At 65.3% G+C, this 16,110-nt stretch carries 12 protein-coding genes; 6 read left to right on the plus strand and 6 right to left on the minus strand.

Going from position 1 to position 16,110, the window contains the following annotated elements:
- Nucleotides 1-617: 617 nt before the first annotated feature.
- The 3 genes from AB3X99_RS26275 to mnmC all read right to left on the minus strand — a co-directional run bounded on the left by AB3X99_RS26275 (nt 618) and on the right by mnmC (nt 5,914).
- Nucleotides 618-1,733, minus strand: a complete 1,116-nt coding sequence (locus tag AB3X99_RS26275; protein WP_069264494.1) for a YbdK family carboxylate-amine ligase — start codon at nt 1,731-1,733, stop codon at nt 618-620.
- A 55-nt stretch (nt 1,734-1,788) separates the two neighbouring features.
- Nucleotides 1,789-2,994 (minus strand): cation:proton antiporter, encoded by a 1,206-nt coding sequence (locus AB3X99_RS26280; protein ID WP_069264496.1) that lies wholly within the window; start codon nt 2,992-2,994, stop codon nt 1,789-1,791.
- A 937-nt stretch (nt 2,995-3,931) separates the two neighbouring features.
- The gene (gene mnmC / locus AB3X99_RS26285; RefSeq protein WP_368618561.1) at nt 3,932-5,914 is read right to left on the minus strand and encodes a bifunctional tRNA (5-methylaminomethyl-2-thiouridine)(34)-methyltransferase MnmD/FAD-dependent 5-carboxymethylaminomethyl-2-thiouridine(34) oxidoreductase MnmC; all 1,983 of its coding nucleotides are present in this window, start codon (nt 5,912-5,914) and stop codon (nt 3,932-3,934) included.
- 463 nt (nt 5,915-6,377) lie between these two features.
- Here mnmC and AB3X99_RS26290 point away from each other — a divergent pair, with 463 nt between their 5' ends.
- A complete protein-coding gene (locus AB3X99_RS26290) occupies nt 6,378-6,656 on the plus strand; it encodes an HU family DNA-binding protein (RefSeq protein WP_027815965.1) in 279 nt (92 codons plus the stop codon).
- A gap of 133 nt (nt 6,657-6,789) precedes the next feature.
- Here the strand turns inward: AB3X99_RS26290 and AB3X99_RS26295 are convergent, their stop codons facing one another.
- Nucleotides 6,790-8,124 carry a GTP-binding protein gene (locus AB3X99_RS26295; RefSeq protein WP_368618562.1) on the minus strand — a complete coding sequence of 445 codons (1,335 nt, stop codon included), beginning with the start codon at nt 8,122-8,124 and terminating at the stop codon, nt 6,790-6,792.
- A gap of 177 nt (nt 8,125-8,301) precedes the next feature.
- Nucleotides 8,302-8,748 (minus strand): lytic transglycosylase domain-containing protein, encoded by a 447-nt coding sequence (locus AB3X99_RS26300; RefSeq protein ID WP_069264500.1) that lies wholly within the window; start codon nt 8,746-8,748, stop codon nt 8,302-8,304.
- A gap of 555 nt (nt 8,749-9,303) precedes the next feature.
- On the opposite strand from AB3X99_RS26300, the gene gspD reads away from it, so the two are divergent.
- From gspD to gspF, 3 genes are all read left to right on the plus strand, one after another.
- Nucleotides 9,304-11,634: a type II secretion system secretin GspD gene (gene gspD / locus AB3X99_RS26305; protein WP_368618563.1), complete on the plus strand. Its 2,331-nt coding sequence runs from the start codon at nt 9,304-9,306 to the stop codon at nt 11,632-11,634.
- Nucleotides 11,631-13,127 (plus strand): type II secretion system ATPase GspE, encoded by a 1,497-nt coding sequence (gene gspE, locus AB3X99_RS26310; protein ID WP_368618564.1) that lies wholly within the window; start codon nt 11,631-11,633, stop codon nt 13,125-13,127. Before gspD ends, gspE begins: the two co-directional genes overlap by 4 nt.
- 70 nt (nt 13,128-13,197) lie before the next feature.
- Nucleotides 13,198-14,415 (plus strand): type II secretion system inner membrane protein GspF, encoded by a 1,218-nt coding sequence (gspF, locus tag AB3X99_RS26315; protein WP_028203270.1) that lies wholly within the window; start codon nt 13,198-13,200, stop codon nt 14,413-14,415.
- A gap of 45 nt (nt 14,416-14,460) precedes the next feature.
- Here the strand turns inward: gspF and AB3X99_RS26320 are convergent, their stop codons facing one another.
- Nucleotides 14,461-14,874: a hypothetical protein gene (locus AB3X99_RS26320; protein ID WP_342949153.1), complete on the minus strand. Its 414-nt coding sequence runs from the start codon at nt 14,872-14,874 to the stop codon at nt 14,461-14,463.
- Between the two features lie 211 nt (nt 14,875-15,085).
- On the opposite strand from AB3X99_RS26320, the gene gspG reads away from it, so the two are divergent.
- Both gspG and AB3X99_RS26330 read left to right on the plus strand, forming a co-directional pair.
- Complete coding sequence (gene gspG, locus AB3X99_RS26325; protein ID WP_069264508.1) at nt 15,086-15,550, plus strand: type II secretion system major pseudopilin GspG; 465 nt, start codon at nt 15,086-15,088, stop codon at nt 15,548-15,550.
- Between the two features lie 21 nt (nt 15,551-15,571).
- Entirely contained in the window at nt 15,572-16,105 is a 534-nt protein-coding gene (locus tag AB3X99_RS26330; RefSeq protein ID WP_083245239.1) for a GspH/FimT family pseudopilin, read from the plus strand.
- Nucleotides 16,106-16,110 lie beyond the last annotated feature (5 nt).

Genomic DNA, 16,110 nt, shown 5'->3' on the forward strand with positions numbered 1-16,110 from the left:
GCCGCAGGCCCCGAAAACATCCTTCAAGTCCCGACGCCAGTGCAGCAAACCGACATTCTATGCGAGAGCGGCAAATCGCACAGCTAACTTATCCAACGTGAATTGTGGATAACCCGTTGATAAGCACGCTATTGCCTTGTGTACAGGTTCCTCGCTGCTCGCCGTCGTCGCCCCGCGACCCATGCAGGTTATCGCGGATTTCTGTCTCGAACGCAACTGGAATCTGCCCGATCGGGCCTAACCAATCATTACGTAGTCCATTGAGTTTGCAGGGAAAACGAAGGTTACCCACAAAGGCCTGGGCTATTTGTCCTTGAATATGGACCATGTCGGGACTCAGGTCAAAAAAATAAGAACCCCCAGGTACCTCGAAGGCGGCAAAAAAATTTTCGTGCACTTCGAAAAAAGTGGCGTGCGGAACCAACGCAACCCGTTTTTGGCCCGCTTTTCACACGCTGCCTACCGGTTTTCCGGTCCCCCAAAGCACGAAGGGCAGCCCGAAAGCTGCCCTTGCATCCTGTTTTGCCGGCGCGGGGCGTGCTTCCGACACCTCCTGCCCCCCGCAAAAATCGGTCAGTGGTCCTGTCTGTCCGCCGGCTCCCTCTTTTCGATTCCCATCAGGCGCGCCAGCGCAGGCACTGCTGGCGCACCGCTTCATGCAGCGATTTTTCCTCGGCCACCACGCTGCGCAGCCACGTGGCGTCGTTGTTCTGCGCACGGGCGATCGTGCCGATTTCGGTGAGCGCGCGCGTCGAGCCGAGCACTTCGCCGTGCGGGGCGATCCGGTCCAGCGTTTCGAGGATGTCTTCGGAAATCGTGCGGCGCTCGCCCGTTTGCGGATTCACGCAGGTGCCGGCGAGGCCGAAGCGGCACGCCTGGAATCGGTTGAACGTGTACACGAGGTAGTCGTCCTCGAGCGGCGCGATCGGTCGATCGGTGAGCAGATGGCGCGCGAGCGTCTGGATGTAGCAGGCGATCGCGGCGGCGCGCTCCACCGAAAGCGGCGTATCCATCACGCGCACCTCGATCGTACCGAAGCCGGGTTTCGGGCGGATGTCCCAGTAGAAGTCTTTCATGCTGTTGACAACGCCCGTGTGCACCATCTTCGAGAAGTACTCCTTGAACTCCTCCCAGCTCAGCACGAACGGCGCGCGGCCCGACAGCGGAAACGCGAACACGGAATTCAGTCGTGCCGAATGAAATCCGGTGTCCACCCCCTGGACATAGGGCGACGACGCCGAGAGCGCGATGAAATGCGGGATGAAGCGCGAAAGCGAGTGCAGCAGGAAGAGCGCGCTGTCCGCATCCGGGCAGCCGATATGCACGTGCTGGCCGAACACCGTGAACTGCTTCGCCAGGTAGCCGTACAGTTCGGACAGATACTGAAAGCGCGGCGTATCGACGATGCGCCGGTCGCTCCATTGCTGGAACGCGTGGGTACCGCCGCCGCACAGGCCGACGTTGAGACGATCGGCCGCGGCGACGAGCGTGTCGCGAATCTTGCGCAGATCGGCCACAGCCTGCTCGTGATTCGTGCAGATGCCGGTGGAGAGTTCGATCATGCTTTCGGTGATTTCGGGCGTGATGTTGCCCGGAATCTCCTGATCTTTGACGAGGCGCATGAGGTCGCTCCCCGCCTTGGTCAGATCGTAGTCGTGCGTGTTGACGATCTGCATTTCGAGTTCGACGCCGAACGTAAACGGCTTCGAATCGACAAACGTTTCAAGTGACATGGCGTTTCCTGTCGGGGCGTCGCGCGCAAGCCGCCGGCCGCGCGCGCCGCGAGATTCATTTTTCGCCGCGTTCGCCGACGAGCGCGAGCGCGCGATAGACCACCCAGGGTCCGAAGAGCTGCAGCACGACGATCGAGCAAAGAATGATCGCGCGCAGGCGCGGATCGAACGTCGGATAGAGCTCGTAGGTGTCCTCGACGAGCAGCAGCGCGAGTGCCGACATCGGCGTCAAGGCAAGGCCGAGCGCCACACCCTGCTTCCAGTGCAGCCCGCTCGGCTTGGCGAACATCAGCACGCCGACGAGCTTGGCCGCGACACGGGCGACGATCAGCCCCGCCGCCGCCGCGCCGCCCACGAGAATGTCGTGCCACTCGAAGGCGGTGAGCGTGAGCACGAACAGAATGACCGTGAGCAGCCATCCGGCCGTGCCGAAATGCTGCGGCCACAGCTGCGGACGCGGCTCCAGATTCTTCACGATGATGCCCGCGGCAAGCAGGCTCAGGATCGTCGAGAGCTTGAGCAGGTGCGCAATGGCGATCGCCAGCAGCACGAGGCCGAAGAGCGCGACGAACGAGTGCTCGTCCTGCGGGCTCAGCCGGCGGTAAAACAGCGTGCAAGCACGGGCGAGCACGAACGCGAGAATCAGCGAGCCGATCAGCAGATAAAGCGGCTGCAGGATCGTCGCGAACACGTTGCCGTACATCTCCTGATGCAGCCAGGTCGAGGCGAGCTTTTCCACGATCACCGCATACATGCTGTTGAGCGCCGTGAGCGTGAGCAGGCGCTGCGTGACCTGGCCTTCTGCGCGCAGCTCAGTCTTGAGCTGGATCACCATGGCAGGCGACGTCGCCATGGCGATCGCCGACACGACGAGCGCGATCATCGTCGGCACGGAAAGGAACAGCAGCACCGCGAGCACGAGCACGAAGGTGAGCGAGGACTCGGCAAGGCTCGACAGGATGAGCCAGGGATTGCGGCGGATCCAGCGCAGGTCGAGACGGCTGCCCAGTTCGAACAGCAGCAGGCCGAGCGCGACGTCGAGCAACGGCCGCGCGGCCGTGCCGACATCGGCGTCGATCACGCCGAACCCGGCCGATCCGGCAATGAGCCCGATCACCCCATAGCCCGAGATCCGCGGCAAGCGCCACGCCCGATAACAAAGCTCGCCGCACAAACCGGCGGCGAGCAGCGCGAGCCCGGCCCAGAAAATTCCGTCGAGCTGCAACGGCCAGGCGGGAAAAAACGAAAACGCCGACTTCATCGTGGTGGCTTCTCCTTGGCAACGACATCTTGCGTGGGATCGAATCCGGCTGTCCGACGTTGGATCGACATACGACCGGCTAACAGGCAAGCCGCGTGCCGCACGAGGCGAACGACACCTCTACTCCCCGTCCGTTGTCGGCTTGCTCTGCGCCTGGCGCTGCGCCAATCGATGCAGCCGGCTGGCCCGACGATATGACGATTGGGCGAGCTGGCGCGAATACGCGCTTCCTGCGGCGAGTGCGGACGAACCGTGCGGCAAAACGCTGCGACAAAGCAGCCGGCACATGGTGGTGCGGCGAACAGCCGGTACGGGCGCTTGCGTGTGGTGTGGCTGCGCCCGCGTTGGATGAACGAACGCTGCCGTCTACCCTGAGCACTCAGATTCAGGATGAGGGGCAACCGTTCCTTGGATGCGTCGACCGTCTGCTGCGGCATTTGACGCGGAAAGAAGGGCGATTGTGCCATAGCTTTTTTGCAATTGCCCCACCGCATCGAAAGCATCGACAAAGACGGTAATAGCGTCCTCATTGTGCGCTTTTGGCGACGTATGCGGAAAAAATGACCGCCTCGGGGGGCGGGCGGCTTTCGTCTGGTTTTTCAAGCCCGGCTGGATCGTCTTTGCCGACAGCGATGGCGCTAGCTTGGGGTTTACTGTTTACCGTATGTATACGTAGTAGAAGTTAACAAGGGCCTGGATTTCCTGTGGATAACCGGGGTTTACTGAAAGGAATCCGGGAGTTGGCGTTCGCACAACCGCGCGCAAAGCATGTGCGGTCCATGCGCACTTCGAAGAGTAACTTTTGGGCCTGGAACGGGGCGTGCTGAGTTACCCCGTTTACGTCCACACCGCTTCCACACTCGATTCGCTGGCAACTCGCGCGGTTATCCACAGATTGGCGTGGATAACCCGGGCGGCGCTTTCCCGTGTGGGGCGATCAAAGACTGCGCTGGCGCAAGGCGCGCTGGAGGAAGCGCGCCGGATCCAGCTGGTCCGCAAGTTCCCGCTCCAGCGGCCACGGCTCGCCTTCCAGCTGGGACGCGATCAGCTCCGCCCCCAGTCCCGCCCAAACGAGCCCGCGCGAGCCAAACGCATACGCGCCGTAGAGGCCGCTTGCGCGCGGCAGGTCGAGGGGCCATGCGCCGGCCAGACGCGGGGCGTCGCGGCGGGCGGCGTCTTCGTCGGCGAGCGGGCCGAGCATCGGCATGCGGTCGCTGGTGACGCAGCGGAACGCCACGCGGCCCGCGAAATCGCGCTCGCCCTCGCGCTGGGCCGCGGCAAGCCCGGGGAGCATGTGCGCGACACGTTCGATGTTCTCGGTATGGCCGGCGGCGCGCAGCGCGTCGTCGGCGTCGTCGACTTCGTAGGTGGCGCCCGCGAGCGTAACGCCGCCGTCGAGCGGCACCGCATAGCCCTCGCCGATCACGGGTACGCGCAGGTTCGCGAGCGGGCTGGGATCGACGAGCGTGAGCTGGCCGCGCACGATGCGGGTGGGCGCATGCGCGAGCGCGGCGGCGCGCGAGGTGTCCTGGGCGTTGGCGAAGATCACCGCGGCTGCCTGGGCGACGAGCCGTCCGGCATCGTCGAACACCTGCCATTCACCGGATTCCTGTTCGCCGGCGCGGGCAATGTGACCGATACGCACACCGAAACGTGTCTCGACCTGCGCGCCGGGCAGCGCGGCGGCGAAGGCGCATTGGGCGCGGCAGAGCGTTGCCGGGTCGATTGCGCCGCCCTGCGGATAGAACCACCCGCCCTGATTGAGCGCGATGCCGGCCAGCGCCTGGGCTTGCTCGCGCGTGACGGCGCGCACGAATTCTTCGGGATAGCCGAACGATTCCAGCGCGGCGGCGACGGCGCGCGATTCGTCGTCAGTGGCGAGATGGAGCAAGCCGGCGTGCGAGCGCTTGGGCGCGTGGCCGGCGGCTTCGAGCGTGGCCCAGCGTTGCAGCGCGTAGAGAAACCCGGCGCGCGTGATGCGCGACGCGCTGCTGTCGTCACGCGAAATCAGCGGATGAAACACGCCGGCTGGATTGCCCGATGCCTCGAGCGCGGGCGCGGCGTTGCGTTCGACGAGCGTCACACGCCAGCCGCGCACGGCCAGCCGCTCGACGAGCGCGCAGCCGGCGAGTCCCGCTCCCACGACGACGGCGTGCCGCTCGCGCAGCGCAAGCGGCAGCGGTGGCTCGTAGCGGCGCACGCGCCAGCGCGGCGCGAAGCGTCCGGCCAGCATCGCCCACTTGCCGTTGAAGCCTTCCACCTTGCGGTATTCGAAGCCGTTTTGCTCCAGCGCGCGCTTGACGTCGCCCGAACTGCTCCAGGTCGCGAAGGTGGCGTCCTCGCCGGCGATGCGCGCGAGCGCCTTGAAAATGGCCGGCGACCAGAGGTCGGGATTCTTCGCCGGAGCGAAGCCGTCGAGGTAGATCGCATCGGCGCGCATCCACATTTTGGGAAATACCTCGAGTGCATCGCCGAAAGCGAGCGTGAGCGTGACGCGTCCGCCCTCGAATTCGAGGCGATGGGTGCCCGGCACGAGCATCGGCCAGGCGTTCACGAGTTCGTGCGCGAGCGGCGCTTCGCGTGCGTGTGCAACGACTGCGTCGAGCGCACTTTTCAGGTCGTTGCGCGCGAACGGATGCTTTTCCACCGAAACGAAATGCAGGCGTTCGCAGCGCGCCGGGTCGTCGCGCCATGCCGACCACGTGGCGAGAAAGTTCACGCCCATGCCGAAGCCGGTTTCGACCACGGTGAAGATCCGCCTGTCTTGCCAGCGCTGCGGCAGCGCGTTGCCTTTCAGAAAGACGGCTTGAGCCTGTGCGAATGCGCCGGCAGTGCTGTGATAAACGTCGCCATAGATGGGCGAAAACGGCGTGCCGTCTTCCCGGAAGGCGAGCGTGGCGGGTGTCAGGGTGGCGGTCATGAGGAACGCGAAGCCAGAGGTGAGGAGAAAACGGACAAGCAGCGCGGCTGGAAAAAGCGTGTGACGAAGGCGGATCGCGTTGCCGCAAACGCTTGCCGGGCCGGCGTTTGCGCGCATGCTGCGTTGGCGCGGCGCAACGCGTGCGGCGGGAAAAACGTCGCAGGCGGGGGGATTTGCGGTGGTGGACACCCCAAAAAGGTCTACAAGCTCCAAAAAACCCGCATTTCCCGCGCGAAATCTTCGAAACCCTTGTCGTTATTGGGTTTGCGCTGCGCTATCATAGCAAGCGCCGCCCAGGGAAGCGGCAGCACGGACGTTGCGGCATCAGACACACGCTAGTCGCCGCAACGCGAAAACGCCGGGGTGCTCCAGGTCCGTCGCTGCTCGACGGCGCGGCACGCGTCCGTATAATCGGCGCGTTCGCGCTGTTCGTGTCAACCTAAACACAGAAAGGAACTTCTCAATGAATAAACAGGAACTGATCGACGCCGTCGCAGCACAGACGGGCGCTAGCAAGGCACAAACCGGCGAGACGCTGGACACGCTCCTCGAAGTGGTCAAGAAGGCTGTGTCGAAAGGTGATGCGGTTCAGCTGATCGGCTTCGGCAGCTTCGGTTCGGGCAAGCGCGCAGCCCGTACGGGCCGTAACCCGAAGACCGGCGAAACCATCAAGATTCCCGCTGCCAAGACCGTCAAGTTCACGGCTGGCAAGGCGTTCAAGGACGCCGTCAACAAGCGCTAAGGCATTGCCGCTTTAAGTTGACACCCGCCCCTGGCGGGTTTTTTTTCGCCTGCGAGGTGCATGCATCGCTGGCGAAAAAGCAAACGGCGCCGCATTTTTGCGGCGCCGTTGTTCGTTGAGCGCGTCGTTCCGGTCAGGCGGGACGGTGGACGATCTCGTCGTGATCGTCGTGATCGCCGTGATCATGATCGTGGTCGTCGTCGTCGAGCTCCCACGACGGGAACGGGTCGGCGTAGCCCAGCCAGGCTTCGGGGCCTGCCGCGTATTCCGCATCGTTGAGGAGGCATGCATCGAGCTTCGCGCGCCACGCGTCGCGCTCGAGATCGATGCCGATCATCACCAACTCCTGGCGGCGGTCGCCGACGCTCGGGTCGTCGAGATCGCCTTGCCAGTCGGCGGCGATTTCCTTTTCGAGTTCGGCGTCCTGCGGCCATTCCTCGCGCGGCAGCGCCGCCCACCACGTGCCCGCGGGACCGTGACGACACACGCCGCCCGCCTGCGAGAGCGTGCCCGTCACGTCGTTGCGCGTGGCGAGCCAGAAGAAACCCTTCGAGCGCAGCACACCCTTCCATTCCTGGTTGAGCAGCGCCCAGAAGCGCTCGGGATGAAACGGGCGGCGTGCGCGATACACGAAGTTGCTGATGCCGTATTCGTCGGCTTCGCTGCGCGGCGCATGCGCCGGATCGTGGCAATGCGCCGGGTCTTCGCAATGGTCATGCTCGTGCAGCGAGGCGAGCCAGCCCGGCGCGCTCGATGCCGCATCGAAATCGAAGCGGCCGGTGTTGATCACCTCCTCGAGCGGCACGTTGCCGAAGCGGCTCACCACCTGCACCGCGCGCGGATTGATGCGCGCGAGAATGTGCTGCAAGCGTGCGAGTTCGTCGTCGCTTACGAGGTCGGCCTTGTTGAGCACGAGCACGTCGCAGAACTCCACCTGATCGACGAGCAGTTCGACGATCGCGCGGTCGTCTTCCTCGCTCGCTGCCACGCCGCGCTGCGCAAGCTGGTCGGCGCTCGCGTAGTCGCGCAGGAAGTTGAATGCGTCGACGACGGTGACCATCGTGTCGAGACGCGCGAATTCATCGAGCGCGATGCCGTCGTCGCCGGCGAACGTGAAGGTTTCCGCGATCGGCATGGGCTCGGCCACGCCGGTCGATTCGATCACGATGGCGTCGAAGCGCTGGCCGGCGCGAGCCGGATCGGCGAGGCGCTGGATCTCGGTGAGCAGGTCGTCGCGCAGCGTGCAGCAAATGCAGCCGTTCGACAATTCGACCACGCGCTCTTCCACGCGCGAGAGTGCCGAGGCGTCACGCACGAGCGCGGCGTCGATGTTCACCGAGGCGAGGTCGTTGACGATCACCGCCACGCGCAGGCCTGCGCGGTTCGACAGGATATGGTTGAGCAGCGTGGTCTTGCCCGCGCCCAGAAAACCCGAGAGCACGGTGACGGGCAGTGGCGGCTGGTTCATCGCAGTTGTGGTGCAAAAAGTGAGTCGGGAGGCGCGCCGCGCGAAAGGATCGAAATCCTCGTAAGGGTGCGGCGTCAGCCAGCATTTTGCACCATGCGCGCGCGCCACGCAGGGCACGCGTGCCGCCGCATTCAGGGCGCGAGCATGCTGTGAGCGCTCAGCACGCGCTCAAGCGCGCTATTGCATGAGATGCCACTTGCGCAGAATGTCTGCGATCTGCTGCGCGTAGAGGTCGCGCAGCGTCGGCGTTTCGGAATGGTAAGCGCCGACGGCAGCCCACGTGTTGCCGTACTTGTTCATCTTCTGGCGCAGATGCCACGCGGCGATATAGACGTTCTTGCACGGCTCCATGAGCGTGCTTTGCGAAATGCCGTACTGCGAGAGCACGGGCAGATGCACCGAATTGATCTGCATGACGCCGTAGTCGATCGAACCGTTCGCATTCCTGTGTACTGCGTCGGGACGGTTGTGCGACTCCTGCCAGGCAATGGCGCGCAGGATCAGCGGATTGACCTTCTGGTAGCGCGCGGCCTCGTCGAAACAATCCGCGTGCGCGAGCGTGCTGACGCTCGCGGTGACGAGCACCACGGCGGCGGCAAGCGTAGCGGACCAGACGTTAGGCATGGCGACTCGCGCGGAAACTGACAAAAGGGCAAGCAAAAGACAAGCAAAAGGACAAGCCCGGAGACGAACGGCACAGCCTGCAGAATGACGCAATCTCTCGCGAGCCGGTCTGATTTCTGGCGCGCAATGCGGGAATTCCCACATAAAGACAGGGGGAAACGCGCGTTGGCCATCCTTCGGGCCGCTCGTATGATACCGGTCACTGATGACGCGTCAAGCTGGCTGCTCAGACAAGGCGCAGCGCTTCGAGCCAATTGAAGTCCACGCGCTCTCGCTCGCGAGGCATGCATGCTTACAAACAGCTTGGGATTACCGGCTGGCGCGGCTCGGCGATTAGAAGAATTCCCCGGAGAGCCATTTTTTGTGACAAATTCGACACGAAAAACTGCTACTGTTTCATCTTTTGTTGACTGACGGACGTCCGGGCCGATGAGAGCCGGCGTCGGCACTAGTCAGGAAAGCACAGGCGAATCGGCCCCACAGCCGTACGTCGAGGACGAATAGCCGCGCGCGTCTGCCGCTGGCTTCGATAAGACACCCATGAGAAGAAATCGTATGGCTTTGCGTCGCGTCGCCACGGCGCTGCTCGTGAGCGGACTGATTACGGCACAGCTTGCCTATGCGCAGGTCACGCTCAATTTTGTCAACGCCGACATCGATCAGGTGGCGAAGGCAATTGGCGCCGCCACCGGCAAAACGATCATCGTCGATCCCCGCGTGAAGGGGCAGCTCAATCTCGTCTCCGAAAACCCCGTACCTGAAGACCAGGCGCTCAAGACCCTGCAGTCGGCGCTGCGCATGCAAGGCTTCGCGCTCGTGCAGGATCACGGCGTCCTGAAGGTCGTGCCGGAAGCCGACGCCAAGCTGCAGGGCGTGCCGACCTACGTGGGCAACGCGCCGACCGCGCGTGGCGACCAGGTGGTAACCCAGGTGTTCACGCTCAGGCACGAGTCGGCGAACAACCTGCTGCCGGTGCTGCGCCCGCTGATCTCGCCGAACAACACCATCGCCGCCTACCCGGCCAACAACACGCTCATCGTGACCGATTATGCGGACAACGTGCGCCGCATCGCCTCGATCATTGCGGGTGTGGACTCGGCCGCCGGCCAGCAGGTCCAGGTGGTACCGCTGCACAACGCCAATGCGCTCGACATCGCGCCGCAAATCGCGAAGATGCTCGACCCGGGCGCGATCGGCGCCTCGGACCCGTCGCTGAAGGTGTCGGTCATCGCCGACCCGCGCACCAATTCGCTGATGCTGCGCGCCTCGAACGCGCAACGCCTGGCCTCGGCGGTCCAGCTCTCGAAGCAGCTCGACGCGCCGACCAGCATGCCGGGCAACATTCACGTCGTGCCGCTGCGCAATGCCGACGCCACGCAGCTCGCCAAGACGCTGCGCGGCATGCTCGGCAAGGGCGGCAACGATACGTCGTCGTCCGGCAATGCGAACGGCTTCAACCAGGCAGGCAACAGCGGCGGCGGCATATCGACCGGCACCTCCGGCACGCCGCCGCTGCCGTCGAGCTCGCTCAGCGGCGGTACGTCGTCGGGCAGTTCGCTGGGCGGAGGCAGTTCGTATGGCAGCGGCGGTGGCGGCAGCAACGAAGCCCCGTTCCTCGGCGGCGACAAGGACAAGGGCGACGAGAACCAGCCGGGCGGCATGATCCAGGCCGACGCGGCGACCAACTCGCTGATCATCACGGCGCCGGACGCGGTGTACCGCAACCTGCGCGCCGTGATCAACCAGCTCGATGCGCGGCGCGCGCAGGTCTATATCGAGGCGCTGATCGTCGAACTGAACTCGACCACCAACGCCAACCTGGGCATTCAGTGGCAGGTGGCGAATGGCAATTTGTACGCCGGCACCAATCTTTCCACCGGCAGCGGCAACAGCATCATCAACCTGACGGCCGCTGCGGCCGCCGACGCCAGCACCGGCGGCCTTGCAAGCGCGCTCGGGGCTTCCGGCCTCCAGCAGGGCCTGAACGTGGGTTGGATCAAGAACATCTTCGGTGTGCGGGGTCTCGGTGCCTTGCTGCAGGCGCTCTCGCAAACCGCCGACGCCAACGTGCTGTCCACGCCTAACCTCATTACGCTCGACAACCAGGAAGCGAAGATCGTCGTCGGTACGAACGTGCCGATCCAGACGGGTTCGTATTCGAACCTCACGAGCGGCACGGCGAGCACGGCGTTCAACACCTACGATCGTGTGGACGTGGGCCTGACGCTGCACATCAAGCCGCAGATCACCGACGGCGGCATCCTGAAGCTGCAGCTGTACACGGAAGACTCGGCGATCGTGACGGGCACGACCAACGCGACGACCAATCCCGCCGGCCCCGAATTCACCAAGCGTTCGATCCAGTCGACGGTGCTGGCCGACAACGGCGAGATCATAGTGCTCGGCGGCCTGATGCAGGACAACTACCAGGTCGCCAACAGCAAGGTGCCGCTGCTCGGCGACATTCCGTGGATCGGCCAGCTGTTCCGCTCGGAAAACAAGACCCGCGAGAAGACCAACCTGATGGTGTTCCTGCGTCCGGTGATCATCAGCGACCGCGACACGGCGCAGGCGGTCACGTCGAATCGCTACGACTATATCCAGGGCGTGACGGGCGCATACAAGTCCGACAACAACCTGATCAAGGATCGCGACGACCCGGTCGTGCCGCCGATGCCGGTCGGCCCGAGCCAGGGCGGCTCCGCGCTGAACCTGTTCGACCTCGACCAGATGCGGCGTCAACAGGCGCTGGGCGTGCAGCCCGCGGCGCCCGCGAATCCGGCAAGCGCCGTGCAAATGCAGCCCGCCGCACCCGTGCAAACGGCGCCGGTCGAAACCACGCCGGTGCAACAGGCGGCGCCTGTCACCACGCGGGTGCAGCCGTGAGCACGCCGCACGCGCCTGCGGCCACTGGCGGTGCGGAGCGCGAGCCGCCCTCGCCGCTTGCCGCGCGCCTCGTGCCGTACGGCTTTGCGCGCAGCGGCCAGATTCTGGTCGCCCAGCAGCGCGCCGAAGGCCTCGAAGTGTGGATCAGCGAGCGAACCTCGCAGGCCGCCATCGCCGAGGTCGCGCGCAACTTCGGCGCGTTCGCGCTCGTGCGCGTACCGGCCGACGAACTCGCGCAGGCCATCAACCAGGCGTATGCGCGCCAGGACGGCAGCGCCGCGCAGGTGGTGGGCGAAGTGGAAGGCGAAGTCGATCTCTCGCGCCTCATGCAGGACATTCCCGAAGTGGAAGACCTGCTCGAGTCCGAAGACGACGCGCCGATCATCCGCATGATCAACGCGCTACTCACGCAGGCCGCGCGCGAGCAGGCATCGGACATTCATATCGAGCCGTTCGAGAATGCATCGGTCGTGCGCTTTCGCGTGGACGGCACGCTGCGCGATGTCGTGCGCCCGAAGAAGGCGCTGCATGGCGCGCTGATCTCGCGTATCAAGATCATGGCGCAGCTCGACATCGCCGAGAAACGCCTGCCGCAGGACGGCCGCATCACGCTGCGCGTGGGCGGGCGTCCGGTGGACGTGCGCGTGTCCACGCTGCCCACGGGCCACGGCGAGCGCGCGGTGCTGCGTCTGCTGGAAAAAGACGCGCAGCGCCTGAACCTCGAAGCGCTCGGCATGGCCGGCGACACGCTCGGCAAGTTCGACCAGCTGATCGCGAAGCCGCACGGCATCGTGCTCGTGACCGGCCCGACGGGCTCGGGCAAGACGACCACGCTCTACGCCTCGATGTCGCGGCTCGAAACGGCTACGACCAACATCATGACCGTGGAAGACCCGATCGAGTACGACCTTTCGGGCATCGGGCAAACCCAGGTGAACGAGCGTATCGGCATGACGTTTGCGCGCGCGTTGCGCTCGATCCTGCGTCAGGACCCCGACATCATCATGATCGGTGAAATCCGCGACCTCGAAACCGCGCAGATCGCCGTGCAGGCGTCGCTCACGGGCCACCTCGTGCTCGCCACGCTCCATACCAACGACGCCGCCTCGGCGGTGACGCGACTGACCGACATGGGCGTCGAGCCGTATCTGCTCGCGTCGTCCCTGCTCGGCGTGCTCGCGCAGCGCCTCGTGCGCCAGCTCTGCCCCGTGTGCAAGGAAGAACGCGTGGAAGACGACGGCAGAAAGCGCTGGCATCCGGTGGGATGCGATCGCTGCGGTCATTCGGGCTACGCGGGACGGCGCGGCGTGTACGAACTGCTGCTCATCGACGAGCCGATTCGCGCCCTCATCCACCGCAATGCCGCCGATGCGGAGATCTTCGCGGCCGGCCGCGCGCAAGGCATGCGCACGCTGCGTGAAGACGGCGAGCGTTGGGTCGAAGCGGGCAGGACCTCGCTCGAGGAAGTGCTGCGCGTGACGGGCGGCGCGTAATGCGCCGCACGACGGGTCGCACGATGAACCACCAGATGGACGCTCAATAAAAGCGAGGGCGATCAGCAACATGCCGGCATTTCGCTTCGAAGCCATCGACGCCACGGGCAAAGCGCAAAAAGGCGTGCTCGACGCGGACAGTGCACGCGGCGCGCGTGCGCTGCTGCGCGGCCAGGGCCTCACGCCGCTCGTGGTCGAACCCGCCGCGAGCCGCACGCGCGGCGCGCGCCAGCAACGGCTCGCGCTCGGGCGCAAGCTCTCGCAGCGCGAGCAGGCGATCCTCACGCGCCAGCTCGCGAGCCTGCTGGTGGCGGGCCTGCCGCTCGGCGAGGCGCTTGCGGTGCTCACCGAGCAGTCCGAGCGCGACTACATCCGCGAGCTGATGGCGGCCATTCGCGCCGAGGTGCTCGGCGGCCATTCGCTCGCCAGTGCCCTCGAGCAGCACCCGCGCGACTTCCCGGACATCTACCGTGCGCTCGTGGCCGCGGGCGAGCATACCGGCAAGCTCGGCATCGTGCTGTCGCGCCTGGCCGACTACATCGAGCAGCGCAACGCGCTCAAGCAGAAGATCGTGCTCGCCTTCACGTACCCGACGATCGTCACGATCATCGCGTTCGGCATCGTCACGTTCCTGCTCAGCTACGTGGTGCCGCAGGTGGTGAACGTGTTCGCGAGCACGAAGCAGCAACTGCCCTTGCTCACCATCGTGATGATGGCGCTCTCGGGCTTCGTGCGGCAGTGGTGGTGGGCGGTGCTGATCGCGGTGGCCGTGGTCGCGTGGATCGTGCGCTCTACCTTGCGCCGGCCCGGCCCGCGTCTCGCATTCGACCGCTGGATGCTCACCGCGCCGCTCGCGGGCAAGCTCGTGCGCGGCTACAACACGGTGCGCTTTGCGAGCACGCTCGGCATTCTGAGCGCGGCGGGCGTGCCGATCCTGCGCGCGCTGCAGGCGGCCGGCGAAACGCTCTCGAACAAGGCGATGCGCACGAACATCGACGAAGCCATCGTGCGGGTGCGCGAAGGCACGTCGCTGTCTCGGGCGCTTGGCAACACGAAGACGTTTCCGCCCGTGCTCGTGCACCTGATCCGCTCGGGCGAGGCGACCGGCGATGTAACGACCATGCTCGACCGCGCGGCCGAAGGCGAGGCGCGCGAACTCGAGCGGCGCACGATGTTCCTCACGAGCCTGCTGGAGCCGCTCCTGATCCTCGCGATGGGGGGCGTGGTGCTCGTGATCGTGCTCGCGGTGATGCTGCCGATCATCGAGCTGAACAACCTCGTGCAGTAAGGCGTACGAACCGCACGAAGTCGCGTGAAGGCAGGCGCGCCGAACTCAGCGCACGTAGATGGTGGGACCGGCTGCGTTGGGCGGCAGGAAGATTTCGGAGTGCACGCCGTGGCGGTCGATGAGGATCGAGCGGGGGCGCACTTCGAAGAGTTTGGAGTTCTGGTCGATCGGGCCGCCGAGCGAAATGGCCCGCGGGGGTTCGCCGCCCACGCTGACGATGGCCGCTGCGCCCTGCGCGAGCGAGAGGATGCCGAACAGGTGAATGTCCTGCACCGGGTTGCGCTCGAGTCTGCCGCCGAACAGCGTGCCGGCCTGATCGAGCGAAACCGGCACCCGGGCGGCGGCGGCCTGCACCGGCGCCGCGCGGTTCGTGGCGAGGGTGATCGTCCACCACGTGGCCGTGGCGCAGAACACCGCAAACGCGGCGAGGGAAAGAAGGCGGATTTGCAGTGGGCTCATGCGCTCATTGTACGAAGGTTTATGAAATTTTTGATGTACGCGTTTGCCATGCCCGCAAGGCGTCGGAAAGGCGTCATCGTGTGACATTACAATGACCCGTCATGCGTGCGAGGACACGGCCGATACAAGCGGCGGGTCCGATCGCAGGCGAGACGAAGCGCGGCGCACAGGCGTGCACCGCAACCATATCTAGCGAGGGAGGAAAGAACTCATGTCCATGTGGGCCAAACGCCGTGCCGAAATCGAAGTCACGCGCGCGCGCCGCCAACGCGGCTTCACGCTCATCGAAATCATGGTCGTGATCGCGATTCTCGGCATTCTGGCCGCGTTGATCGTGCCGAAGATCATGAGCCGTCCCGATGAAGCGCGCCGCGTCGCCGCGCGCCAGGACATCGGCACGATCATGCAGGCGATGAAGCTCTATCGCCTCGACAACGGCCGCTATCCGACCCAGGACCAGGGGCTGCAGGCGCTCGTGCAAAAGCCGACGACCGAGCCCGTGCCGAACAACTGGAAGGACGGCGGCTATCTGGAGCGTCTGCCCAATGACCCTTGGGGTAACGCATACCAGTACCTGAACCCGGGCGTGCACGGCGAGATCGACGTATTCAGCTATGGCGCCGACGGCAAACCCGGCGGCGAGGGCAACGACGCCGACGTCGGGTCCTGGCAGTAAGTCGTCCGCCACGCCGTAGCCATGCAACCGAGCCGCCTCGTCCCTTGCCGGGACCGCCGATCGACACGCACCGCGCGCAATTCGCGCGCGGGCATGCGTTCGCGCGCGGCGGGCTTCACGCTGCTCGAAATGCTCGTGGTGCTGCTGATCGCGGGGATTCTCATCTCGCTCGCTTCGCTCACGCTCACGCGCAATCCGCGCACCGACCTGAACGAAGAAGCGCAGCGACTCGCGCTCCTGTTCGAATCGGCCGGCGACGAGGCACAGGTGCGTGCCCGGCCCATTGCATGGCAGCCGCTCGCGGGCGGGTTTCGCTTCGACGTCCATACCGAGGACGGCTGGCGTCCGCTGCGCGACGATCTGCTCGGCCCGCGCAACTGGGAAGGCGGCGTGACCGGCGTGGCGATCACCTACCCCGGCAGCGACGACACGCAGGCCAACCGGCTCATTTTCGGCACGGAAGCCGTGGACGTGCCGGTGCAGGTCACGCTCTTCTCGGCAGCCGGCCAGGCGACGATCGTCGGCACCGGCACTGGCCGCTTCGAGGTGCGCTGAGATGC

It is taken from the genome of Paraburkholderia sp. BR10882 (assembly GCF_040948855.1).
Classification (GTDB): Bacteria; Pseudomonadota; Gammaproteobacteria; order Burkholderiales; family Burkholderiaceae; genus Paraburkholderia; species Paraburkholderia nodosa_A.

Excerpts from the sequence above, each read along its gene's own strand:
- AB3X99_RS26275 (WP_069264494.1), bottom strand. The coding sequence starts at position 1,733 with ATGTCACTTGAAACGTTTGTCGATTCGAAGCCGTTTACGTTCGGCGTC.
- AB3X99_RS26280 (WP_069264496.1), bottom strand. The coding sequence starts at position 2,994 with ATGAAGTCGGCGTTTTCGTTTTTTCCCGCCTGGCCGTTGCAGCTCGAC.
- mnmC (WP_368618561.1), bottom strand. The coding sequence starts at position 5,914 with ATGACCGCCACCCTGACACCCGCCACGCTCGCCTTCCGGGAAGACGGC.
- AB3X99_RS26290 (WP_027815965.1), top strand. The coding sequence starts at position 6,378 with ATGAATAAACAGGAACTGATCGACGCCGTCGCAGCACAGACGGGCGCT.
- AB3X99_RS26295 (WP_368618562.1), bottom strand. The coding sequence starts at position 8,124 with ATGAACCAGCCGCCACTGCCCGTCACCGTGCTCTCGGGTTTTCTGGGC.
- AB3X99_RS26300 (WP_069264500.1), bottom strand. The coding sequence starts at position 8,748 with ATGCCTAACGTCTGGTCCGCTACGCTTGCCGCCGCCGTGGTGCTCGTC.
- gspD (WP_368618563.1), top strand. The coding sequence starts at position 9,304 with ATGGCTTTGCGTCGCGTCGCCACGGCGCTGCTCGTGAGCGGACTGATT.
- gspF (WP_028203270.1), top strand. The coding sequence starts at position 13,198 with ATGCCGGCATTTCGCTTCGAAGCCATCGACGCCACGGGCAAAGCGCAA.
- AB3X99_RS26320 (WP_342949153.1), bottom strand. The coding sequence starts at position 14,874 with ATGAGCCCACTGCAAATCCGCCTTCTTTCCCTCGCCGCGTTTGCGGTG.
- gspG (WP_069264508.1), top strand. The coding sequence starts at position 15,086 with ATGTCCATGTGGGCCAAACGCCGTGCCGAAATCGAAGTCACGCGCGCG.
- AB3X99_RS26330 (WP_083245239.1), top strand. The coding sequence starts at position 15,572 with ATGCAACCGAGCCGCCTCGTCCCTTGCCGGGACCGCCGATCGACACGC.